Source organism: Serratia liquefaciens ATCC 27592 (genome assembly GCF_000422085.1).
Taxonomy (GTDB): domain Bacteria; phylum Pseudomonadota; class Gammaproteobacteria; order Enterobacterales; family Enterobacteriaceae; genus Serratia; species Serratia liquefaciens.
Window position 1 is genome coordinate 90,899 of record NC_021741.1, and the last position, 21,340, is coordinate 112,238.

The following is a 21,340-nucleotide window of genomic DNA, read 5'->3' on the forward strand; positions in this document are numbered from 1 at the left end:
AAATCCTCCGCCGGGGCGCGTTACGGCTGCGCTGCGGCATGAATGGCGTCCAGCACCGCTTTGGCCTGTGGATACTTAGCGGTAAATGCCGCCTGCAGCGGCAGGGTTTGCTGGCGGAAATAGTCGCGGTCGGTTTCGCTGAAAATCACGCCGGCGGCTTTCAGTTTTTCCATGGCCTGAATTTCTTTTTCCGCCGCAATTTTGCGTTCATAAAGGGTGGCTTCGTTGGCCGCGGCCAGCACCTCGTCACGCAAGTCTTGCGGAATGCGCTGGAAAGCCGCCTGGCTGATGGTGGCTACTATCGGGTTATAGATATGACGGGTCAGCGTGGCGTTTTTGGCGATCTCGTAATACTTGCTGGTGTACACCGTGGCGGCATCGTGTTCCACGCCGTCGATCACTCCCATCTGCAGTGCGGAGTAAACCTCACCGCCGGGCATTGGGATTGCCGTAGCGCCCATGCTTTTCAGCGTGGCGATGAAATTGGGGGCCGGCAGCACCCGCACCTTCATCCGATTAAGATCCTGCGGCGACTGCAGCGGTTTTTTACTGTAAATGTTGCGCGCCCCCAGGCTGAAACCGTAACCCAGCACCTTGATGTTGCTCTGTTTGGCCAACATGGCGCTCAGCAGTTGGCCTGCCTGGCCGTCGAGCGCCCGGCCCAGCTGTTGGTTGTCATTAAACAGATAACCCAGATCCAACACGCCGATCTCCGGCACCAGCGTGGCCCAGATGGAAGTCCCGGAGATCATCATGTCGATCGCGCCGATGCGCACCTGCTGCACCGCATCGGCTTCTTTTCCGAGCATGCCGTTCGGGAAATAGTTGAGGGCAATTTTACCCGGCAGACGCTGCTCCAAATTCTGTTTGAAACGGTTGAACCAGATAGCGTGTGCGGAGTAGCCATCGTCGGGTAACGATGAATAAACCCGCAGGTTGACTTCGGCGGCGTTGGCGCGCAGCGGCAGGGTAAACAGCATAAATAACAACGTGATAAACAGGCGCGGCGTTAAGCGGCATGTCATTGATTTCATGAGCCTGGCTCCCGATCGCAGACAGCCTGCGATGCTGGTGGTGAAGATGATTCCCCTGCTGGGCAATGCGGTAGGGACAGGGGGGAACGGGACGATACTTTGTGTCTTAATCTTTAACTGTAACGTTTTAGTGTATCGTTACAGAAAACCTACAAACATTCGGTTGGCAGATCAATTTTTATCCGTGAAAAAGGCCGGGAAATACGCGTTCTGTGAGCAGGCTCTAAAAATAGGCGGGTAGAAGTTGGCGGTCAGTGAGCTGCCCCTGCGGGCGTTTAGCTTCTATAATCGCTGCTGGATAACCGTGAATTCAGGAGTGAGCATGCCTTCCAGGGCGATAATTAAATGGACCAAACGACTGACGATAGTGGGCGTCACCGTCTTGCTCACGCTGTTTGCGGTGCGGGTTTACGATACTCAGCGCGGCCCTGCGTTGGAGCCGTGGCATACTTTTGTGCCGCACGAGTTGTCGGCCGCCGAGCTGGATAAAACCAACTGGCAAGGTTATCTGGCCGCAGAGAGCCGGGTGTTTGACGAGGTGAAAGTTAACGTCACGGACAAACTCTCCGCCAGCGAACGCATTCCGCTCAACCGTTATTTTGACGGCAGCCCGGTCTACCCGGAACATTTTGCCCACGACTGGAACCGCTCCTACGAATTGCTGCCGCAGGGCGAACCCCGTGGTGCGGTGGTGCTGCTGCACGGCCTGACAGATTCGCCTTATAGCCTGCGGCATATCGCTGAGAACTACCGGCAGCAGGGGTATGTGGCGGTAGGTATTCGCCTGCCGGCTCACGGTACGGTGCCGGGGGCACTGACCGATATTGAATGGCGCGACTGGCTGGCGGCAACGCGTTTAGCCGTGCGCGAGGCGCGCAGCAAGGCCGGAGGCGACAAGCCGCTGCATATCGTGGGCTTTTCCAACGGTGGTGCGCTGGCGATGAAGTATGCGTTGGATGCGCTGGACGATCCGCAGTTGGCGGCGCCGCAGCGGTTGGTGTTGATCTCACCGATGATTGGCGTGACCAGTTTTGCCCGTTTCGCCGGTATTGCCGGCTGGCCGGCGGTGTTTCCGGCGTTTGCCAAAGCGGCCTGGCTCGGCGTCTTGCCGGAGTTTAACCCCTTCAAATACAATTCATTTCCGGTGAACGGCGCGCGTCAGTCTTACCTGCTCAGCAACGGTCTGCAACAGCAAATCGCTCGGGCAGCGCGTGACGGCAAGCTGGACAAGTTGGCGCCGGTGCTGACCTTCCAGTCGGTAATGGATTCGACCGTCAGTACGCGGGCGGTGATCCGCGCGTTATATAATGAATTGCCGGCTAACGGCAGCGAACTGGTGCTGTTTGACGTCAATCGTACGGTAAACTTTGGGCCCTTGCTGCGACCCAATGCGGCGGCGGCGGTCAGCCAACTGTTGCCTGCGCCGCCGCGCCGTTATCAAACCACGGTGATTGCCAACGCCTCGCCCGAGAGTAGCGAAGCCATTGCCAGTGTGACAGCGGCCGGAGAAACGACGCAAAGCGTACAGCCACTGGGCATGACCTATCCGGCGGACATCTATTCGCTGTCGCACGTGGCACTGCCATTCCCGGTGAGCGATTCGCTTTATGGCCGCTTCCCGGCTCAGCGCGGCGAGTTCGGCATCAGCCTGGGTACGCTGGCAGCGCGTGGCGAACGTTCGGTGCTGGTGGTCGATCTGGATTCACTGATGCGCATTGCCTCTAACCCGTTTTTCCCTTATCTGCTGCAGCGCATCGATAGCAAGCTTTAGTCGAAACCGAGGATGCTGAAGGCATCGTCCTGCGGGTAGTAGCCGAGCAGGCGGGTGGTTTCCTCCAGCGACAGGCGCTTATAGCGGTTGTTGGAAACGCCGTGCACCACCGCATGGTGCACGCCTTCAATGCGCAGGCAGCGTTCGAGCAGATCGGCGGCGTCGCGATGGCTGAGGAAGGCGCTCATATCACGGGCGCTGAGTTGTTCACCGCGTGCCAACGTGGTGAAGTTGGCGATGCGTACCGACAGCGAAGACAGCCCCTCCTGATGGGCAAAGTAGGCGGCGATGCCCTCGCCAAACGCTTTGCTGACCCCGTACAGATTTTTCGGCTTGGGTGCGTCCTGCGGTCGAATTTGGTAATCCAACGGATAGCCCTCGACCGCCTGCGCGCTGCTGGCGAACACCACGCGTTTGCAACCGGCGTCCTTCGCCGCACGGAAGATATTGAAGGTGCCGAGGATATTGTTGTCCATCAGTGAATTGCAAAAATCGGCATCGGGGGAAGGATCGGCCGCCAGGTGCAGTACGGTATCGATATTGGCGCAGGCCGACCGGCAGGCTTCGATATCGGCGATATCAAAACTGATGATCTCGTCGTCCGGCTGCAGATTGTGCAACAGGCTGACGTCTCTTTCCGCCAGCCGCAGCTGATAGCGATTGCCAACGGACTGACGGAATGCCGTAGCGACCCGGCCGCCCGCGCCGGTAATCAGAATTCGTCCAAACTCAGTACGCAAAGTCATGATCTCAGCTGTCCCTAAAGTGAATTACGCGGTGATCAGTAATAATCCCCTGCGTGACTTTTGTCCAGTATCAATTAGCCTTGCTGATGTTTTATGTCGCCAATGGGCATTTTTTTTCGATGGTATCCGCCAGAAAAGTCATCACTGCGCGTACGGCAACGGACCGCGCCAGATCGGGATAAGTGACCAGCCACAGCTCGCGAGTTGGCGCGGTGATGGGGGTGGGTAAAACCACCAGATCTGGGTCGCTATCGGCGACAAACGTCGGCAATACCACGGCACCTAGCCCCGAACGCGCGGCTTCTTGCAGCGAGAACAGATCGCTGGCCTCAAAAACCACCGGGCGGCCCTGTAACAGCTGCTGCAACCACTGCTGGTGGGGCTGGTGTTGGTAGTGGTGGTCATAGGCGATAAAGGCCCGTGCGGCTTCCGGCAGGGCTGCGTGCTGCGGCGTGGCGTACAGCGCGTAGCGCATCATGCCGATGCGCTGAACCAGCAGATCCGGTTGTTGCGGACGTACCATTCGCACCGCCACTTCGGCATCGCCACGGTCCAGTTCGGCGATGGCCGATTCGCCGGAGAGTATCAACGTAATATGCGGAAAAGCCTGATGAAATCTCGCAATCTCCGGTGCGATAACCCGTGCGGCTATCGACGGCGGTGCACTGATGCGCACCTGGGTTTGCGGTGTTTCGCCGGCGCTGCGCGCATGACGGACAATGGCGTGGCTTTGGTTTTCAATCTCGGCAGCCAGCCCTGCAATCATTTTGCCATCCTGTGTCAGCGGTGTGCTGCGCGGCAGGCGGAGGATCAGCCGCAGACCGAGCGCTTTCTCCAGTGCCGCGACTCGGCGGCCCACGGTGGCGTGATCACAGCCCATTTCTCGCGCCGCTGCCGACAATGAACCGGTACGCGCCAGCACCACAAAGTGTTTTAAATCCTGCCAATCGAACATCAGTGAATTCCTGCACAGTATCGTTGCAAATTTATGGAATATTCACACAGAGCGGGGTGTGATTCAATGCCGTTATGTTTGAAACCAAATTGAATTATTCAATAAGGTAATCTTATGAATTTGCAACTGCAGGATCGCGTCGCGTTGGTGACCGGCGCCAGTGAAGGAATCGGTGCGGGTATGGTCAGGGTATTTGCAGCGCAGGGCGTTACCGTGGTGGCTACCGCCCGTCGTGAAGATCGCCTGCTGGCCCTGGCAGATGAGATCGCGAAAAGCGGTGGCATACGGCCTTACGTGACTGCGGCGGATATCACCGATGCAGGAGCACTCGACAGCCTGCTTGCTCAGGTGCAGCAACGCTTCGGCACGATAGACATTGTGATTAATGCCGTCGGCGGGGCTCGTCCAACCGCACTGAACGAAGGCGACGCGGGTTGGGAAGAGGCTTTTGCCCTGAATTTCACGCCGGCGCGTCGGGTCACCCACGCACTGTTGCCCGGTATGCAGGCGCAGGGATGGGGCCGGATCATCAACATCAGTGGCTCGATGGAGCCGCGTAGTTTAAACGCCGCCACTGCCGCTAAAGGTGCATTGCATCTGTGGGCCAAGGGGCTGGCGGGAGAGGTGGCGGCGCAGGGCATTACCGTCAATACGCTGCAGCCCGGGCGGATTAATAGCGAACAGGTGCGTGAAAAACTGCACCCGACCGACGCCGCACGCCTGGCATTTATCGAACAGAATATCCCGATCGGCTATTTTGGCGAGCCGGAAGACATGGCTTATCTGGCCGCGTTTCTTTGTTCCCCGCTCGCGCGATATATCACCGGTGCGGTGATCCCGGTAGACGGCGGCATGCACTATTTCGCTCACTGACGCCGTTTTGTACGGCGGATCACAGTTCGGTAATTTGCCGTCGCAAGCTCTTGCCTCGACAAAAAGTCGGGTGGTAACGTCATAACTCAGCCGATTTAGGGTTGTCACTGCTCAGGCAGGCAAAACCTAAACCTCGTGCTTCTGTCCCCTTTGTGGGTGCAGAGGCCATGAGGTTTAGGTTTTTTTTTGCGCTGAATTCTGTGGCGGCGATTGGCCACCGCTGAATGGGATTTGGCAGAACGCAGGATTGAAGGATATCGCGATGAAATATGAAGCATTAGCCAGTGAGATTTTGGCCGGCGTCGGTGGCCGCGACAACGTAAAAAGCCTGGTGCACTGCGCCACTCGCCTGCGCTTCAAGCTGCGCGACAGCCGCCGTGCCGACGCCGCCGCCCTGAAAAAAAATCCGGGTGTGATCATGGTGGTGGAAAGCGGCGGGCAGTTTCAGGTGGTGGTAGGCAACCATGTGGCCGACGTCTACAACGCGGTCAATCAGGTGGGCGGCCTGAGCGAGCGTGAGGCGGTGGCGGAAGATGGTGACAAAAAAGACAATCTTTTCAGCCGCTTTATCGACGTGGTCTCCGGCATTTTTACTCCGCTGTTGGGGGTGATGGCCGCTTCGGGGATCTTGAAAGGCTTCCTGGCATTGAGCCTGGCCTGCGGCTGGCTGCTGGAGAGCAGCGGCACCTTTAAAATGCTGTTTGCTGCCAGTGATGCGCTGTTTTACTTTTTGCCCATCATGCTCGGGTACACCGCTGGGAAAAAATTTGGCGGTAACCCCTTCATCAGCATGGCGATCGGCGGTGCTTTGACCCACCCCCTGATGATGGCGGCGTTTGAAGCCGCCCAGCAGCCCGATGCGGTGCGGGAGTATTTCTTCGGTATCCCACTGACCTTTATCAACTACAGCTCGTCGGTCATTCCGATCATATTTGCCGCCTGGATTTCGTGCCGCCTGGAGCCGCTGTTTAACCGGGTGATCCACAGCGCGGTCCGCAACTTTATTACGCCGCTGTTGTGCCTGGTGATCACCGTCCCGCTGACTTTCCTGCTGATCGGCCCGGCGGCCACCTGGCTCAGCCATCTGCTGGCCAATGGCTATCAGAGTATTTACGCCTTTAACCCGATTATTGCCGGGGCGTTTATGGGCGCGATGTGGCAAGTGTGCGTGATCTTTGGCCTGCACTGGGGACTGGTTCCCTTGATGATCAACAACCTGAGCGTGTTTGGCCGCGACACCATGGTGCCGCTGCTGCTGCCGGCCGTGATGGGGCAGGTGGGGGCCACGCTGGGCGTGATGTTGCGTACCCGTGACGCCAAACTTCGGGCGCTGGCAGGTTCTGCTATCGGCGCAGGGATTTTTGGTATCACCGAGCCCGCCGTTTATGGCGTGACCCTGCCGAACAAGCGGCCGTTTATTTTCGGCTGTATCGGGGGGGCGCTGGGCGGAGCGGTGATCGGTTATTTCCACACTGCCACCTATTCCTTTGGTCTGGTGAACGTTTTCACCTTTGCGCAGATTATTCCCGCCGGTGGTTTTGACGCCACGGTGTGGGGCGCGATTGCCGGTACCTTGCTGTCGTTCTGCTTTGCGGCGGTGGCCAGCTATCTGTTCGGCGTGGTCCCCGTTGAAGCGGTCGCCGAGCAGACGCCTGCAGCCCCGCTTAACCGCAAACAGTCCGTCGTCAGCCCGATTGCCGGTGACGTATTGCCGCTGGAGCAGGTGAACGACGCGACTTTCGCCAGCGGTTTATTGGGCAAGGGGGTAGCGATTGTCCCATTGCAGGGCCGAGTGGTGTCACCGGTCGCCGGGCACGTGGCCTCATTGTTTAAAACCCGGCATGCCATCGGCATTGAATCGGACGACGGTGCGGAGATCTTGATTCACGTCGGTATAGATACCGTCAAGCTCGACGGGCTGCATTTCAGCGCCCATGTGCGAGAGGGGGATCGGGTTAAGCCAGGCGATCTGCTGATTGAGTTTGACCAGGCAGCGATCCGCGCCGCCGGCTTTGACACCACTACGCCGATCATCATCAGTAACAGCGATGACTACGTCGAGGTGTTGGCCAGTGGCGAGAGCAGGGTGCGGGAGCAGGCGCCGCTGCTGACTTTATTACGTTAACCGAGGAGAAAACCATGAGCAGCAAATTTCCAGACCATTTTCTGTGGGGCGGTGCGGTAGCGGCCAATCAGGTGGAAGGAGCCTATCAGACCGACGGCAAAGGCCTATCGACCTCTGATTTGCAGCCGCAGGGCATTTTCGGCGCGATTGTCCCACGGGTTGACGGCGACAGCGGCATCAAGGACGTGGCGATCGATTTTTATCATCGTTACCCGCAGGACATCGCGTTGTTCGCTGAGATGGGCTTCAAGTGCCTGCGAACCTCCATCGCCTGGACGCGGATTTTCCCGCAGGGCGATGAGGACACCCCGAACGAGGCGGGGTTGGCGTTCTATGACCGGTTGTTCGACGAAATGGCGAAGTACGGCATTCAACCGCTGATCACGCTGTCGCACTACGAGATGCCGTATGGGCTGGTGAAACGCTACGGCGGCTGGGGCAGCCGCAAGACCATCGGCTTTTTTGAACGCTACGCACGCACGGTGTTCGAGCGCTATAAGCATAAGGTGAAGCACTGGCTGACCTTTAATGAAATCAATATGTCGCTGCATGCGCCCTTTACCGGCGTTGGCCTGGCAGAGGACAGCAGCAAGAGCGAGATTTACCAGGCCATTCATCATCAACTGGTAGCCAGCGCCAGGGCGGTCAAAGCCTGCCACGAAATCGTGCCGGACGGCAAAATCGGCAATATGCTGTTGGGCGGTATTGTTTACCCGCTGAGCTGCCGACCGGAGGATGTACTGGAGACTCAGCGCCAGAACCGCGACTGGCTGTTCTTTGGGGACGTGCAGGCCCGCGGTGACTATCCGGCCTATATGCAGCGCTACTTCCGCGAAAACGGCATTCAGATTGAGATCACCGCCGAAGACCGGCTGGCGCTGCGCGAGACCATCGATTTTATCTCCTTCAGCTATTACATGAGCGGCTGCGTCACCACCGACGAACAGCAAAACAACGCCGCCCGCGCCAACATTCTCAATATGGTGCCTAACCCGCATTTGGCCAGTTCGGAGTGGGGCTGGCAGATTGACCCCGTTGGCCTGCGTTATTTGCTGAACGTCTTGTACGATCGCTATCAGAAGCCGTTGTTTATCGTCGAGAACGGGTTGGGGGCCAAGGACCGTATCGAAGCCGACGGCAGTATCAACGACGACTACCGCATCGATTATCTCAACGATCATCTGGTGCAGGTGGCGGAAGCGATCGACGACGGCGTGGAAGTGATGGGCTACACCAGTTGGGGGCCGATCGATCTGGTCAGCGCTTCTAAAGCCGAAATGTCCAAACGCTACGGCTTTATTTATGTCGACCGCGACGATGCCGGTAACGGTAGCCTGGAGCGCCATCGCAAAAAGAGTTTTTACTGGTATCGCGACGTGATCAAAAGCAACGGTAACTCACTGAAAGAAAAAGCCTAGGTTTTACCCATTAACCCGGTGGCAATCACCGGGTCATGACCTTTATCTACTGCTGCCAATGTTTGGGGAATTCTCGCCCAGGGAATGCTGTTGCCCGCAGTCAGCGTAATATGCGGAGAAATATAATAATGAAATACCCATTACCTCACTCAATAACCTGCGCAGGATTACTGTGGATCAGCGTTGGCGCACAGGCGGAAACTTTGCAAACCGCCAAAGACGTGGAGGCGCCAACGGCCCAGTGGCAAGGCGTCGCGCTCGGGTTTGAACCGCCACAACCTGGGTTGTTGGGCGACATGCTGGGGATCAGACCGATCCTGGAAGATCATGGCTTTCACTATAATCTGGGTTATCTCAGCCAGCTTTCCTATAACGCCGGCGGTGGATATAACCACGACAGGCAGGCGTCCTATATTGATCAGTTCTCGCTGACCTTCAGCCAGGACCTGCAGGCGCTGACCGGCATTCCGGATGCGGCGCTTGAAGGCAATATCGTTAACCGCAACCATGATAACAACCTGACGCGCGACCGCCTGCAGGATCCGCGCGTTAATCCGACCGATTTGTCCCAGGAAAGTTACGGCGGCCAGTCGATCACCCGGCTGGGCTGGCTGACCTTTAGCCGCAGTTTTCTGGAGCGTCGGCTGCAATGGCGCATCGGCATGATGAACAAGGTGCAGGATTTCGATCAGATCATTCCCTGTGACTTCCAGACGCTGACGCTGTGCGGCGGCAAGTCCGCCAACTCATTGACCTGGTATAACTGGAATGTCCACTACTGGGGTACCACGCTGCAATACAAACTGACCGACGGGTTGACCTTCAAAACCGGCCTGATGGAGCAGAACCCAAGCGCCCCAAGCCGCAGCCATGCCTGGAGCTGGTCGACCAAAGGCAGTAAAGGCCTGTTGCTGCCGATGGAGCTGGAACTGAAAACCCATGCGGTCAATCAGTTGCCGGGGGTATATAACCTGGGAGTGTTGTTCACCAATGCCCGGCAACAAGATTTGTATGAGGGGGTCTCCGGCGGCCCGGGAGCGAGCGATCCAAACGGCTATCGCAGCCATGACCGCACCTGGTTCCTGTACAGTGGTTTTAACCAACAGCTAACGCGTCATCCGGATGATGCCAATCGGGGTCTGAGCCTGTTCTACAGCCTGGGATTGGCTGATCCGCGTTCCAACTATATGCATTACTCCACCTCCACCGGTATTCGCTACCGCGGATTGTTTGACGCGCGGCCGGACGATTGGCTGGGCCTGGGCGTTTCAATGGTCAAGTTGAGCGACCATTACCGGGATAATCAGCGTTACCTGAATCAACTCAACAACGCCACCGCGTATAACGATCCTAATTTCCGCCCGGTGCCAGGACATTCCGTGACGGCAGAACTCTACTATCGCTTCAACGTCACCCCCTGGCTGCAGCTGCAGCCGGGCCTACAATACTGGCATCATCCGGGGGGCGTAAGTGAAACGCAGGATGCCTGGGTGACGGCGTTGAAAACCGTAGTGACCTTCTGAGGATTACGCCGCATCGCTTTCCCGGTAACGCTGGCGTGCATGTTCGAACCAGCTTGCCGGGACGTTATGCGGCGGCAACAGCAGCTTTTCCAGACCCTGCTCGACGATATGGTTGGCCTGGCGCCACAGCGTCGGGTCGCCTTCGGTCAGCACTTCCAGCAGACGCTGTTTTTCTATCAAATAAGTGCGCGCAAAATGGCTGTCGAATTCCAGCAGTGAACGAGTGTTGTCGATCAGATCGGCCAGTTTGATGGTTTTGGCCTGCGGTGAAGCGTTGGCGCTGTGCCGTCGATCGCGGTTTTTACGTTCGAAGCGATTACCGCCGCCGGTGCCGCTGACGTTGGTCAGCATTGCCACCAGTTCTGCCACCTTTGGCCCAAAATGGCTCTCGATATCGCCGAGGGTGGTGGGCGTGTCTTCCACCGTGTCGTGCAGCCAGGCGGCAGCCAGCATTTCCTCGCTGTGCGGCACGCTGCTGACGATTTCCATTACCGCCTGCGGATGAACGATGTAGGGGTCATTGGTGTATTTGCGGCGCTGATCGATAGCCGCATGCGCCTTGGTGGCGTAGCGGCGTGCGCGTTCTACCAGTGTGGTTGTCATATCCTTTTCCTCCGGCACAGCACCCTGCTGTGGCATCCCCTGCATTAAAAAAGGTAGCATACCGATTAAAAAATAGCTTGCGATTACATCGTGCGCTATCTATATTCAAAACATGAAAAGTAAAAACCCCGAACACCCCGTAGCGAAAAACCTGCTGCTGCTCGATCAGCAGATGTGTTTTGCCCTGTACTCCGCCAATCTGGCGTTGCACAAGGTGTATCGCAAACTGCTGAGCCAGCTTGATCTCACCTATCCGCAATATTTGGTGATGCTGGTGCTGTGGGAGCGTGACGAAATCACGGTTTCGGACATCGGCGAGCGGTTGTTTCTTGATTCCGCCACGCTGACGCCGCTGTTGAAGCGGCTCGAGACGGCAGGGCTGTTGTTGCGTTACCGCGCCACGACCGACGAGCGACAGGTGATTATCGCGTTAACCGACGCCGGGCGCGCGCTGCGTGAAAAAGCGCAGGCGGTGCCGGAAGCCGTGATGTGCGCTACCGATTGCAGCCTCGATGAAATCGTTAATATCAAGCAGCAGCTCGAAAAGCTGCGCGGCAAGCTGATAGATCAGATTTGAAGAACGGCTGCCAGACGCAGGATCGGCGATCCTGCGCTACACTGAAATAAGTGGGTAATTTAAGTAGTGCGCGATTTAATCGTGAGATATAGACCTATGATCGGGTTCAGCCAACTGGATCCGATATGATGCCTCCAACCAAAAGAAGGAATGATTTATGTCGATTGAAAAAGTTGTTTACCGCGCTCATGCCACCGCAACCGGTGGCCGCGATGGCCGTGCGACCTCATCCGACGGCGTGTTGGATGTCAAACTGGGCGTGCCGAAAGAAATGGGTGGCGCGGGCGGTGAAGTCACTAACCCGGAGCAGCTGTTTGCTGCCGGTTACTCGGCCTGTTTCCTCGGCGCGCTGAAGTTTGTTGCGGCGAAAGAAAAGGTGAAAATTCCTGCCGAAGCCAAAATTGATGGCACCGTCGGCATCGGTGAAATCCCCAACGGTTTCGGTATCGAAGTGCAACTGGATATCAGCCTGCCGGGTATCGAGCGCAGCGTGGCGGAAGACCTGGTGAAAAAAGCCCACGTGGTCTGCCCTTATTCCAATGCTACCCGCGGCAATATTGATGTAACGCTTAACGTTAAGTAAGACTTTCGCCAACGTCACGGAAAAAGGGGAGGGTATCCCTCCCTTTCTCGTTCTGCCCCGCCTTTACACTTCTCACAAAAAATGAAAAAAATATCCGTTTCTTGAGAATTCTCTTGATTATTACCCCCGAAATAGCGCTTATTGCCGATCGGCTGAACCTGAAGCCGCATTGAATGTCTGACTGATTCAGAACTGTTACCGTCCGGAGCCACCGCGTTACATGAACAAAGTTAAATCGCTTTCACAGCAGAATTTATCGTTATTGTTAGCGATTTATATCGGCATCTTTTTAAACCTTTCCGTTTTCTATCGTCGCTTTGATTCGTTTTCGCACGGCATTCAGGGGATTAAGGTTATTTCTGCGGTAACCGAGGTTATCGCTATCGTGCTGTTTACCTTCTTTATCATGCGGCTGGTCTCGCTTGGTGGCCGGCTGTTTTACCGTATCGTTGCTTCGTTACTGGTGCTGATTTCCGTTGCCGCCAGCTATTACATGACGTTCTTCAACGTGGTGATTGGCTACGGCATTGTGGTCTCGGTCATGACCACGGATATCGACCTGTCAAAAGAAGTGGTCGGCTTGCACTTTGTATTATGGATGCTGGTGCTCAGCGCCTTGCCGCTGCTGTGCATTTGGAAAAACAACCTGCGCTACACGCTGATCGAACAGCTGAAAACCCCAGGGCACCGGGTGAAACCGCTGGTGGTGTTGGTGGCGGTGGTGGCGCTGGTGTGGTTGCCGCTGCGTATGTTGGACAGCGAACAGAGCGCGCAGGAAAAAATCACCAATGTGGATTTGCCGAGCTACGGTGGCGTAGTGGCGCACTCCTATTTGCCATCCAACTGGCTGTCTGCGCTGGGGCTGTTTGCCTATACCCGGTATGACGAAAGCCAGGATCAGGCCAATTTGTTCGACCCGGCCAAGAACTTTACCTATGTGCCGCCGGCCGATATCGATGATACCTACGTGTTGTTTATTATCGGTGAAACCACGCGCTGGGATCACATGGGGATACTGGGTTACGACCGTGACACCACGCCACGCCTGTCCAAAGAGAAAAACCTGGTGGCGTTCCGCGGTGAATCCTGCGATACCTCGACCAAACTTTCTCTGCGCTGCATGTTCGTGCGCGAAGGCGGTACCTCAGACAACCCACAGCGTACGTTGAAAGAGCAGAACGTGTTTGCAGTGCTGAAGGATCTGGGCTTCACCTCGGAGCTGTTTGCCATGCAGAGCGAGGTCTGGTTCTATAACAATACCGAAGTGAACAACTATTCGTTCCGCGAAATGATCGCCTCCGAGAAACGCAATGACGGTAAATCGGTTGACGACATGCTGTTGGTAGACGAAATGAAAGAGTCGCTGGCCCGCTATCCGCAGGGCAAGCACATGGTGATCCTGCACACTAAAGGTTCGCATTACCTCTATTCACAGCGTTATCCACGCAGCTACGCGCGTTACCAACCTGAGTGTACCGGCGTCGACAATTTCTGTTCTAAAGAGCAGCTGGTTAACGCCTTCGATAACTCAGTGTTGTATACCGACAGCTTTATCGCCAACGTGATTGATCAGGTGCGTGAGAAGAAGGCAATTGTGTTCTATTCGTCCGATCACGGCGAATCTATCGGCGAGAATTCGCACCTGCACGGCACGCCGCGTGAAATGGCACCGCCGGAGCAGTTCCGCGTACCGATGATGGTATGGGCATCCGATAAATTCCTGGAAGATCCTCAGCATCGCGGGGCGTTTGAACAACTTCAGGCCCAACAGCGCGTGGGTAAAACCCACCGTCATGTAGAGCTGTTCGATACCATTCTCGGCTGCCTCGGATATACCTCGCCGAACGGCGGCATCGTGGCGAAAAACAACTGGTGTAATATTCCGCAGGAAAAATTGCCGGCGGCACAGTTGTAACCTCTGCAATACCGGGCGCACTGCGCCCGGTAAAATCTGTTAATACCTTCCCTTCATCAATTAATCCGGCACAGGCTTGCGGTATATACCCGTCATCTTTCAACTTGCAGCGTTATTACCTGCTTACAAGACCCGTCCGTGGGTCTTGCCCCTTCGGGGCTGCTGCAAGCAGCGTTCAAATCTGTTCCCGACAGATTTGTCGTTCACCCCAGTTACTGTAGGGGGCGAATAAATTCGCCCCGATTAATGCGGGCGCAGCATGCGGCGCCCCTACAATACCTGGGGATGAACGAGCTGGGCGCCTAGCTGCAACTTGAAAGCTATAGGGTATACTTGGGCACTTTCCCCCTCGAACCGGAGATTTCCATGACCTTGCGCGTGGCGTTTATTGACGATCATGACATTGTGCGATCGGGCTTTGTGCAACTGCTGTCGCTTGAGGCGGATATTCAGGTAGTGGGGGAGTTCAGCAGTGCTGCTCAGGCGCGCGCTGGGCTACCAGGCCTGGAGGCGGAAATCTGCATCTGCGATATTTCGATGCCGGATGGCAGCGGGTTGGATTTGCTGGCGGACATTCCCTCGGGCATTCGGGTGGTGATGCTGTCGATGCATGACAACCCGGCGCTGGTAGAAATGGCGCTGGAGCGCGGCGCCTGCGGCTTCTTGTCCAAACGCTGCAAGCCGGAAGATTTGATCACCGCGGTGCGCACCGTCGCCAGCGGCGGCGTGTACCTGATGCCTGAAATCGCCCAACAGCTGGCACGGGTGAAGGTGGATCCCCTCACGCGTCGCGAACGCGAAATCGCGCTGTTACTCGCCCAAGGGCAGGAGGTACGGGAGATTGCCGTGGCCCTGGGGCTATCGCCGAAAACGGTCCACGTGCATCGCGCCAATCTGTTCGCCAAGCTGGGCATTAACAATAACGTCGAACTGGCGAAGCGGATGCTGAATCTGTGATGCAACGCCTGATCACCCAACTGGCGCTGTTTTTCATTTATGCCACCAGTGCGTTTTGCCTGTGGGGCATCGGCACCGCGCTGATCGACCCGCCCTGGCAGGCGCTGCTGCTGTTCCCGTTTGGCCTGCGCCTGGGCATTCTGCTGCAAAGCCCTTACCGCTTCTGGCCGGGGATCTTGCTGGCCGACCTGCTGCTGATGGTATTGCTGGCGGATCAGTTCGGTTACGGGCCGGCGCTGTGGGCTTCGGTGGTGGTGCTGGTGTTGACGGTGTTGCTTAGCCTGGTCGCGTCCCCGTGGCTGCTGCGCCATCAACAAAACGACAGCGAATGGCAATGGCCGCTGATGCAGGGCGCGGTGGTGGCGGTCGCCGCACTGCTGCAGGCGCTGGTGTGGCAGGTGGTGAACGGCGAGGGCGCACGGGCGCTGTTGCTTGGGCTGGCGGGTGGCTTCACCATCGCCCCGACCTGCCTGCTGCTATGGCACTATCTGGCGCGGCAAATCTGGGTACCGCTCGAACCGGGCCTGATCCATAAACCGGTGACGCTGCGGTTACGGCATCTGGCTACCTATCTGCTGCTGTTTGCGCTCAGTATCTGGCTGCAACAGCAGGTGAATGCCGCCGAGCTGCGCCGCTTTGCGCCGTTTTGTCTGGCCATCCCGATCGTCTTCATGTCGTACCGTTACGGTTGGCAGGGGGCGCTGTTGGCGACGCTGCTCAACGGCGTGGTGTTGGTCGCCAACGAGCCACCGCAGCCCGAGTCGCATCGCGACCTGCTGTTGTCGCTGCTGGCCCAGAGCCTGACCGGGCTGCTGCTTGGGGCCGGCATTCAACGCCAGCGTGAGTTGAACCAGCAGCTACGGCTGCGATTGACGGAAAACCGCCAGCTGGCGCGCGCGCTGGTGACGGCCGAAGAGCAAACCCGGCGGGAGGTCGCGCGTGAGCTGCACGACGAAGTCGGCCAGACCATCACCGTGATCCGTACCCAGGCCAGCATTATCAAGCGTCTGGCACCACAGCCGCCGGTGATCGGCTGTGCAGAAGCGATAGATACGCTGGCGCTGCGGGTGTATGACGGCGTTCACGACGTGCTGACTCAGCTGTGGCCCGCCGCCCTGAATAACCTGCCGCTGTCGGCGGCGGTGGCGGCGATGTTGCGTGAGTCGCTACCGCAGGATACGTCGCTGGTGAGCACGATGCAGTGGCAGGTGCCGGATGAACTGCTGGATGAAACGCTGAAAATTACCCTGTACCGGGTTTGCCAGGAGGGGGTGACCAACGTCTGCCGCCACGCTGCTGCCAGCCGCATTGAGCTGGACGCGCGTCTTCGTCACCGTAAAGGGCGACCGCCGCAAATCCTGCTGAGCATTCGCGATAACGGCATCGGCATCGATTTGGCTGACCATGAGCCGGGTTACGGCCTGCGCGGCATGCAAGAGCGCATTAGCGCACTGGGGGGCCAACTGCGGCTGACGTCGGAGCATGGCACCTGTTTGAATGTGATCTTACCCACAGTTTCAACGGCAGAAGCGTAAAACTAGGAAATACTCCTAACTGCGTCGGGAATCCGGCGTAAGCCATTCGCGCGCGCGCGCAGCATGATAGCGGCACTTTTCCTATTCTCTGAGGTTTCACATGTGGTCTTTCCTTAAAAGCCGCCAGGATGTGCCGCCGGTTACCGATCAAAAACAGATCGATGCCAGCTATAAATACTGGCGTATCCAGCTGATGTGGACGATGTACATCGGCTATGCCGCGTTTTACTTTACGCGCAAAAGCTTCAACTTCATCATGCCGGCTATGCTGAGCGATCTTGGCCTGACGATGTCCGATGTCGGCATCCTGGGTACGCTGTTCTACATTACTTACGGCTGCTCTAAATTCATCTCAGGCATGATCAGCGATCGTTCCAACCCGCGCTATTTTATGGGCCTGGGTCTGATCATGACCGGCGTGCTCAATATCTTCTTCGGGCTTAGCTCTTCGTTGCTGATGCTGGGTACGCTGTGGATCCTCAACGCCTTCTTCCAGGGCTGGGGCTGGCCGCCTTGTTCAAAAATCCTCACCAGTTGGTATTCCCGCTCCGAACGCGGCAGTTGGTGGGCTATCTGGAACACTTCGCACAACTTCGGTGGTGCGCTGATCCCGCTGCTGGTCGGCTTTATCTCGCTGCACTTCAGCTGGCGCTACGGCATGATCATTCCGGGCATTATCGGCGTGTTATTGGGCCTGCTGATGTGTTGGCGCCTGCGTGACAAGCCGTCATCCATGGGGTTGCCTAGCGTCGGTAAATGGCGCAACGACGCCATGGAACTGGTGCAGGAATCGGAAGGCCAGGGCCTGACCAATCGGGAAATCATCAAGCGTTACGTGCTGACCAACAAGTACATCTGGCTGCTGGCAGTGTCTTACGTGCTGGTATACATCGTACGTACGGCGATCAACGACTGGGGCAACCTGTACCTGACGCAGGAAAAAGGCTATTCGCTGATGACCGCCAACTCGGCGATTTCCCTGTTCGAAGTGGGTGGCTTTATCGGCTCGCTGGTGGCCGGTTGGGGCTCCGACAAGCTGTTCCGCGGTAACCGTGGGCCAATGAACCTGATCTTCGCCATCGGTATCTTCCTGTCGGTGGCGGCGCTGTGGCTCATGCCGGGCGTGACCTTCCTGCTGCAGGCTGCCTGTTTCTTTGCCATCGGCTTCTTTATCTTTGGCCCGCAGATGCTGATCGGCATGGCGGCGGCGGAATGTTCGCATAAGGATGCCGCCGGAGCGGCGACCGGTTTCGTCGGTCTGTTTGCCTATCTCGGGGCGGCACTGTCCGGCTACCCGATTGCCCGCATCATGGAAATCTGGCACTGGAACGGTTTCTTCGTGGTGATCTCTATCGCCGCCTGCCTGTCCGCGCTGTTCCTGCTGCCGTTCTTGCGTGCGCAATCACCGGCGCTGAAAACCGCCAAGGCATGATGCAAAAGCGCGGTACAGGGCATTGTACCGCGCTTTATGACGCTTTTATCGCCACTTGGCGGGCTGGGTTGAAAAAGTGATTGACGCGTATTATCCCCAGCAGTAAGATGCGCCCCGCATCGGCGAGTAGCGCAGCTTGGTAGCGCAACTGGTTTGGGACCAGTGGGTCGGAGGTTCGAATCCTCTCTCGCCGACCACATTCGAAAAACCTGCTTTATAAGCAGGTTTTTTTTCGCCTGTTATTTGCCCTTCAGGCTGCTTTTCCTGTTACGAAGTCAAAATGAATTTCGTCATAAGAGAAGATAATCTTTGCACCTTTCTTATCTAAAACGCCGGCATTCAGTAGTGCTTGCACATCCGTATGTACGGCTTTGAAATCCCGGTTTAGTCGTCTGGAAAGCTCTCGAATCGACATAGCTTCTGCACCGGTCATTATTTCCAGCAGAGTCATCCGATTAGCGTTCAGCAAGACATAAGTCAGCGTTTTGACATCGGGGAATATCAGCCTGTTACCCATCTCCTTACCGGATAAAGCTTTGGCAAAATCAGTCTTCAACCCGTCTATTGCCTGTTGGACAGGCATTACACTTACCCTCAGAGTGCGCATTTCGGCCTCCTTAGCTGGTTAACTTCTGCAATTCTGCAATAAAGTCGTCAATCAGCTGATTAATATCGATAAAATTTATCGAGATCTCAACGGTATCCAGATGCTTATGGTCACCTTTGCCTGCCTCGTTGTCGTAGCGTAATACGCATTTATCCTCAACCACATAGGCCAAGCGATATTTGTACTTGTGGTTGCTGCCTCTTACCGCAGAAGTGACGTCCCATACAACCAGACTGAGCAAACTGTTTGTATCCAGCCAAATACGCCTGTTCATTACGAGTGTCGCTGGCATTGAACATTCCTTGTTGATGTTTACGCTACCATCAATTTAAATTTGATGTCAATAATGACATCAATCCCATGACAAATATTGATCCTTGCCCAGAAATTAATTCACACTCCTTATTCCTATTGGCAGCAGTGATTCATTATTAAATAAATTCATCGCTGCTCAATAAAACCCGCTTGATAGCCATCTTGTTTTAATGATTATTTTATCTATAGTCTGAATACACGAAATGGGAATGATAGATTTCCGTTGCGTGGAAAGATGAATACTTATTTATTAACTTTAATCGGCCAGGATTATTGCGGGATTATTTTGTTCCGACAATGGGTGGCCATGATTAATTATTTTATGTTTATCCTCTCGGAATAAAGGAATCAGTTATGCGCAAATTTAATAAACCGCTGTTGGCGTTGCTGATCGGCAGCACGCTGTGCTCTGCGGCGCAGGCCGCTGCACCGGGCAAACCTACGTTGGCCTGGGGCAATACCAAATTCGCCATTGTCGAAGTCGATCAAGCGGCGACGGCTTATAATAATCTGGTGAAAGTAAAAAATGCCGCCGACGTTTCTGTTTCATGGAATTTATGGAATGGCGATACCGGTACCACGGCGAAAGTATTATTAAATGGCAAAGAAGTTTGGAGTGGTGCCTCAACCGGTGGTTCGGGAACCGCAAACTTTAAGGTGAATAAAGGCGGCCGTTATCAAATGCAGGTGGCGTTATGCAACGCCGACGGTTGTACCGCCAGCGATGCAACCGAAATTGTGGTGGCAGATACCGACGGTAGCCATTTGGCACCTTTAAAAGAACCTTTGTTGGAAAAGAATAAGCCTTATAAACAAGACTCCGGCAAAGTGGTTGGCTCTTATTTCGTTGAATGGGGCGTTTACGGCCGTAATTTCACCGTCGATAAACTTCCGGCTCAGAATCTGACGCACCTGCTGTACGGCTTTATCCCTATCTGTGGCGGTGACGGCATCAACGACAGCCTGAAAGAGATCGAAGGCAGCTTCCAGGCGTTACAGCGTTCCTGTCAGGGGCGTGAAGACTTTAAGGTATCGATCCACGATCCGTTCGCTGCGCTGCAGAAAGGTCAGAAGGGCGTGACCGCCTGGGACGACCCCTACAAAGGCAACTTCGGCCAGTTGATGGCGTTGAAACAGGCGCGCCCGGACCTGAAAATCCTGCCGTCGATCGGTGGCTGGACGTTATCCGATCCGTTCTTCTTTATGGGCGATAAGGTGAAGCGCGATCGCTTCGTCGGCTCGGTGAAGGAGTTCCTGCAAACCTGGAAGTTCTTTGATGGCGTAGATATCGACTGGGAATTCCCGGGCGGGCAGGGTGCTAACCCGAAACTGGGCAGTGCGCAGGATGGGGCAACCTATGTGCAGCTGATGAAAGAGCTGCGCGCCATGCTGGATCAGCTTTCGGCGGAAACGGGCCGTAAGTATGAACTGACCTCTGCGATCAGCGCCGGCAAGGATAAAATCGATAAGGTGGATTACAACACCGCACAAAACTCGATGGATCACATTTTCCTGATGAGTTACGACTTCTATGGGGCATTCGATCTGAAAAACCTGGGCCACCAGACTGCGCTGAAAGCGCCGGCCTGGAAACCGGATACGGCGTATACCACGGTGAATGGCGTTAATGCACTGCTCACGCAGGGCGTGAAGCCGGGCAAAATCGTGGTGGGCACCGCCATGTACGGTCGCGGTTGGACCGGGGTGAACGGTTACCAGAACAACATTCCGTTTACCGGCACCGCCACTGGCCCGGTGAAAGGTACCTGGGAAAATGGCATCGTGGATTACCGCCAGATCGCCAATGAGTTTATGAGCGGCGAATGGCAGTACAGCTACGATGCTACCGCTGAAGCACCCTATGTCTTCAAACCTTCCACTGGCGATCTGATCACCTTCGACGATGCGCGCTCGGTGCAGGCGAAGGGCAAATATGTGCTGGATAAGCAGCTGGGCGGGTTGTTCTCATGGGAAATTGACGCCGATAACGGCGAAATTCTGAATAACATGAACAGCAGCCTGGGCAACAGCGTCGGTACGCCTTAAATCGGTTGTAGTACGTTGCCGGGGGATATCTTTTCGCCCCCGGCTTTTTACAGACGAAAGTTTTTTAACGGCGCATAGATTGTGGTGTCGTCTCGATCAAAAAGGGCTTCAGTGCCTCACTCTTTCGGGTAGGGGATCAGCATTTCATCCTGTATTTAACGCAGATCACAAAAATAACCGTTCAGATATTCATCATTCAGCAACAAACTTTTTTAGTTTTTTATCGGAGTTAAACACCAGTAACTTTCTTCAGTGCAGGCTAACGAACTAAAAATGACCGTGTAGCATAATTTTTAATGCTGCAACTGTTAAAGAAAGGTTTTTT

18 protein-coding genes and 1 tRNA gene are annotated in these 21,340 nt (G+C 55.8%); 13 read left to right on the top strand and 6 right to left on the bottom strand.

Features of this window, described 5'->3' with window-relative positions:
* Nucleotides 1–20: 20 nt before the first annotated feature.
* On the bottom strand, nucleotides 21–1,034 hold the full coding sequence (locus M495_RS00410; protein WP_041414090.1) for a TRAP transporter substrate-binding protein: 1,014 nt from the start codon (nucleotides 1,032–1,034) through the stop codon (nucleotides 21–23).
* Between the two features lie 322 nt (nucleotides 1,035–1,356).
* Between M495_RS00410 and M495_RS00420 the strand changes: the two genes are divergently transcribed.
* Nucleotides 1,357–2,805: an alpha/beta hydrolase gene (locus M495_RS00420; RefSeq protein ID WP_020824711.1), complete on the top strand. Its 1,449-nt coding sequence runs from the start codon at nucleotides 1,357–1,359 to the stop codon at nucleotides 2,803–2,805.
* Here the strand turns inward: M495_RS00420 and M495_RS00425 are convergent.
* Together M495_RS00425 and M495_RS00430 are read right to left on the bottom strand one after the other, a co-directional pair.
* Nucleotides 2,802–3,551 carry an NAD-dependent epimerase/dehydratase family protein gene (locus M495_RS00425; protein ID WP_020824712.1) on the bottom strand — a complete coding sequence of 250 codons (750 nt, stop codon included), beginning with the start codon at nucleotides 3,549–3,551 and terminating at the stop codon, nucleotides 2,802–2,804. The genes M495_RS00420 and M495_RS00425 overlap by 4 nt on opposite strands.
* A gap of 91 nt (nucleotides 3,552–3,642) precedes the next feature.
* Entirely contained in the window at nucleotides 3,643–4,506 is an 864-nt protein-coding gene (locus M495_RS00430; protein WP_020824713.1) for a LysR family transcriptional regulator, read from the bottom strand.
* Nucleotides 4,507–4,620: 114 nt separating this feature from the next.
* Between M495_RS00430 and M495_RS00435 the strand changes: the two genes are divergently transcribed.
* The 4 genes from M495_RS00435 to M495_RS00450 all read left to right on the top strand — a co-directional run bounded on the left by M495_RS00435 (nucleotide 4,621) and on the right by M495_RS00450 (nucleotide 10,445).
* Nucleotides 4,621–5,379 (top strand): SDR family NAD(P)-dependent oxidoreductase, encoded by a 759-nt coding sequence (locus M495_RS00435; RefSeq protein ID WP_020824714.1) that lies wholly within the window; start codon nucleotides 4,621–4,623, stop codon nucleotides 5,377–5,379.
* A 262-nt stretch (nucleotides 5,380–5,641) separates the two neighbouring features.
* A complete protein-coding gene (gene bglF / locus M495_RS00440) occupies nucleotides 5,642–7,504 on the top strand; it encodes a PTS beta-glucoside transporter subunit IIABC (RefSeq protein WP_020824715.1) in 1,863 nt (620 codons plus the stop codon).
* 14 nt (nucleotides 7,505–7,518) lie between these two features.
* A complete protein-coding gene (locus tag M495_RS00445) occupies nucleotides 7,519–8,922 on the top strand; it encodes a glycoside hydrolase family 1 protein (protein WP_020824716.1) in 1,404 nt (467 codons plus the stop codon).
* A 128-nt stretch (nucleotides 8,923–9,050) separates the two neighbouring features.
* Nucleotides 9,051–10,445 (top strand): carbohydrate porin, encoded by a 1,395-nt coding sequence (locus M495_RS00450; protein ID WP_041414092.1) that lies wholly within the window; start codon nucleotides 9,051–9,053, stop codon nucleotides 10,443–10,445.
* 3 nt (nucleotides 10,446–10,448) lie between these two features.
* On the opposite strand, the gene M495_RS00455 is transcribed toward M495_RS00450, so the two are convergent.
* Nucleotides 10,449–11,048, bottom strand: a complete 600-nt coding sequence (locus M495_RS00455; RefSeq protein WP_041415142.1) for an HD domain-containing protein — start codon at nucleotides 11,046–11,048, stop codon at nucleotides 10,449–10,451.
* A gap of 112 nt (nucleotides 11,049–11,160) precedes the next feature.
* Here M495_RS00455 and M495_RS00460 point away from each other — a divergent pair, with 112 nt between their 5' ends.
* The 7 genes from M495_RS00460 to M495_RS00490 all read left to right on the top strand — a co-directional run bounded on the left by M495_RS00460 (nucleotide 11,161) and on the right by M495_RS00490 (nucleotide 18,244).
* Nucleotides 11,161–11,625 carry a MarR family winged helix-turn-helix transcriptional regulator gene (locus M495_RS00460; RefSeq protein WP_020824719.1) on the top strand — a complete coding sequence of 155 codons (465 nt, stop codon included), beginning with the start codon at nucleotides 11,161–11,163 and terminating at the stop codon, nucleotides 11,623–11,625.
* A gap of 157 nt (nucleotides 11,626–11,782) precedes the next feature.
* Nucleotides 11,783–12,208, top strand: a complete 426-nt coding sequence (locus tag M495_RS00465) for an organic hydroperoxide resistance protein (RefSeq protein ID WP_004934114.1) — start codon at nucleotides 11,783–11,785, stop codon at nucleotides 12,206–12,208.
* A 220-nt stretch (nucleotides 12,209–12,428) separates the two neighbouring features.
* The gene (gene eptB, locus M495_RS00470) at nucleotides 12,429–14,123 is read left to right on the top strand and encodes a kdo(2)-lipid A phosphoethanolamine 7''-transferase (protein WP_020824720.1); all 1,695 of its coding nucleotides are present in this window, start codon (nucleotides 12,429–12,431) and stop codon (nucleotides 14,121–14,123) included.
* A gap of 366 nt (nucleotides 14,124–14,489) precedes the next feature.
* On the top strand, nucleotides 14,490–15,080 hold the full coding sequence (gene uhpA / locus M495_RS00475) for a transcriptional regulator UhpA (protein ID WP_020824721.1): 591 nt from the start codon (nucleotides 14,490–14,492) through the stop codon (nucleotides 15,078–15,080).
* Complete coding sequence (gene uhpB / locus M495_RS00480; protein WP_020824722.1) at nucleotides 15,080–16,615, top strand: signal transduction histidine-protein kinase/phosphatase UhpB; 1,536 nt, start codon at nucleotides 15,080–15,082, stop codon at nucleotides 16,613–16,615. Before uhpA ends, uhpB begins: the two co-directional genes overlap by 1 nt.
* Before the next feature lie 100 nt (nucleotides 16,616–16,715).
* Nucleotides 16,716–18,047, top strand: coding sequence for an MFS transporter (uhpC, locus tag M495_RS00485; RefSeq protein ID WP_020824723.1), 1,332 nt, complete (start codon nucleotides 16,716–16,718; stop codon nucleotides 18,045–18,047).
* A gap of 120 nt (nucleotides 18,048–18,167) precedes the next feature.
* Nucleotides 18,168–18,244 (top strand) — tRNA-Pro (locus M495_RS00490).
* A 53-nt stretch (nucleotides 18,245–18,297) separates the two neighbouring features.
* On the opposite strand, the gene M495_RS00495 is transcribed toward M495_RS00490, so the two are convergent.
* Both M495_RS00495 and M495_RS00500 read right to left on the bottom strand, forming a co-directional pair.
* Entirely contained in the window at nucleotides 18,298–18,654 is a 357-nt protein-coding gene (locus M495_RS00495) for an HVO_A0114 family putative DNA-binding protein (RefSeq protein WP_020824724.1), read from the bottom strand.
* Nucleotides 18,655–18,664: 10 nt separating this feature from the next.
* Entirely contained in the window at nucleotides 18,665–18,946 is a 282-nt protein-coding gene (locus M495_RS00500; protein WP_041414093.1) for a toxin-antitoxin system TumE family protein, read from the bottom strand.
* Between the two features lie 377 nt (nucleotides 18,947–19,323).
* Between M495_RS00500 and M495_RS00505 the strand changes: the two genes are divergently transcribed.
* On the top strand, nucleotides 19,324–21,015 hold the full coding sequence (locus tag M495_RS00505; RefSeq protein ID WP_020824726.1) for a glycosyl hydrolase family 18 protein: 1,692 nt from the start codon (nucleotides 19,324–19,326) through the stop codon (nucleotides 21,013–21,015).
* Nucleotides 21,016–21,340: the final 325 nt, after the last annotated feature.

Excerpts from the sequence above, each read along its gene's own strand:
- M495_RS00460 (WP_020824719.1), top strand. The coding sequence starts at position 11,161 with ATGAAAAGTAAAAACCCCGAACACCCCGTAGCGAAAAACCTGCTGCTG.
- uhpB (WP_020824722.1), top strand. The coding sequence starts at position 15,080 with ATGCAACGCCTGATCACCCAACTGGCGCTGTTTTTCATTTATGCCACC.
- M495_RS00495 (WP_020824724.1), bottom strand. The coding sequence starts at position 18,654 with ATGCGCACTCTGAGGGTAAGTGTAATGCCTGTCCAACAGGCAATAGAC.
- M495_RS00455 (WP_041415142.1), bottom strand. The coding sequence starts at position 11,048 with ATGACAACCACACTGGTAGAACGCGCACGCCGCTACGCCACCAAGGCG.
- uhpC (WP_020824723.1), top strand. The coding sequence starts at position 16,716 with ATGTGGTCTTTCCTTAAAAGCCGCCAGGATGTGCCGCCGGTTACCGAT.
- M495_RS00430 (WP_020824713.1), bottom strand. The coding sequence starts at position 4,506 with ATGTTCGATTGGCAGGATTTAAAACACTTTGTGGTGCTGGCGCGTACC.
- M495_RS00500 (WP_041414093.1), bottom strand. The coding sequence starts at position 18,946 with ATGCCAGCGACACTCGTAATGAACAGGCGTATTTGGCTGGATACAAAC.
- M495_RS00435 (WP_020824714.1), top strand. The coding sequence starts at position 4,621 with ATGAATTTGCAACTGCAGGATCGCGTCGCGTTGGTGACCGGCGCCAGT.
- M495_RS00445 (WP_020824716.1), top strand. The coding sequence starts at position 7,519 with ATGAGCAGCAAATTTCCAGACCATTTTCTGTGGGGCGGTGCGGTAGCG.
- M495_RS00410 (WP_041414090.1), bottom strand. The coding sequence starts at position 1,034 with ATGAAATCAATGACATGCCGCTTAACGCCGCGCCTGTTTATCACGTTG.
- uhpA (WP_020824721.1), top strand. The coding sequence starts at position 14,490 with ATGACCTTGCGCGTGGCGTTTATTGACGATCATGACATTGTGCGATCG.
- M495_RS00420 (WP_020824711.1), top strand. The coding sequence starts at position 1,357 with ATGCCTTCCAGGGCGATAATTAAATGGACCAAACGACTGACGATAGTG.
- M495_RS00425 (WP_020824712.1), bottom strand. The coding sequence starts at position 3,551 with ATGACTTTGCGTACTGAGTTTGGACGAATTCTGATTACCGGCGCGGGC.
- eptB (WP_020824720.1), top strand. The coding sequence starts at position 12,429 with ATGAACAAAGTTAAATCGCTTTCACAGCAGAATTTATCGTTATTGTTA.
- M495_RS00505 (WP_020824726.1), top strand. The coding sequence starts at position 19,324 with ATGCGCAAATTTAATAAACCGCTGTTGGCGTTGCTGATCGGCAGCACG.
- M495_RS00465 (WP_004934114.1), top strand. The coding sequence starts at position 11,783 with ATGTCGATTGAAAAAGTTGTTTACCGCGCTCATGCCACCGCAACCGGT.
- bglF (WP_020824715.1), top strand. The coding sequence starts at position 5,642 with ATGAAATATGAAGCATTAGCCAGTGAGATTTTGGCCGGCGTCGGTGGC.
- M495_RS00450 (WP_041414092.1), top strand. The coding sequence starts at position 9,051 with ATGAAATACCCATTACCTCACTCAATAACCTGCGCAGGATTACTGTGG.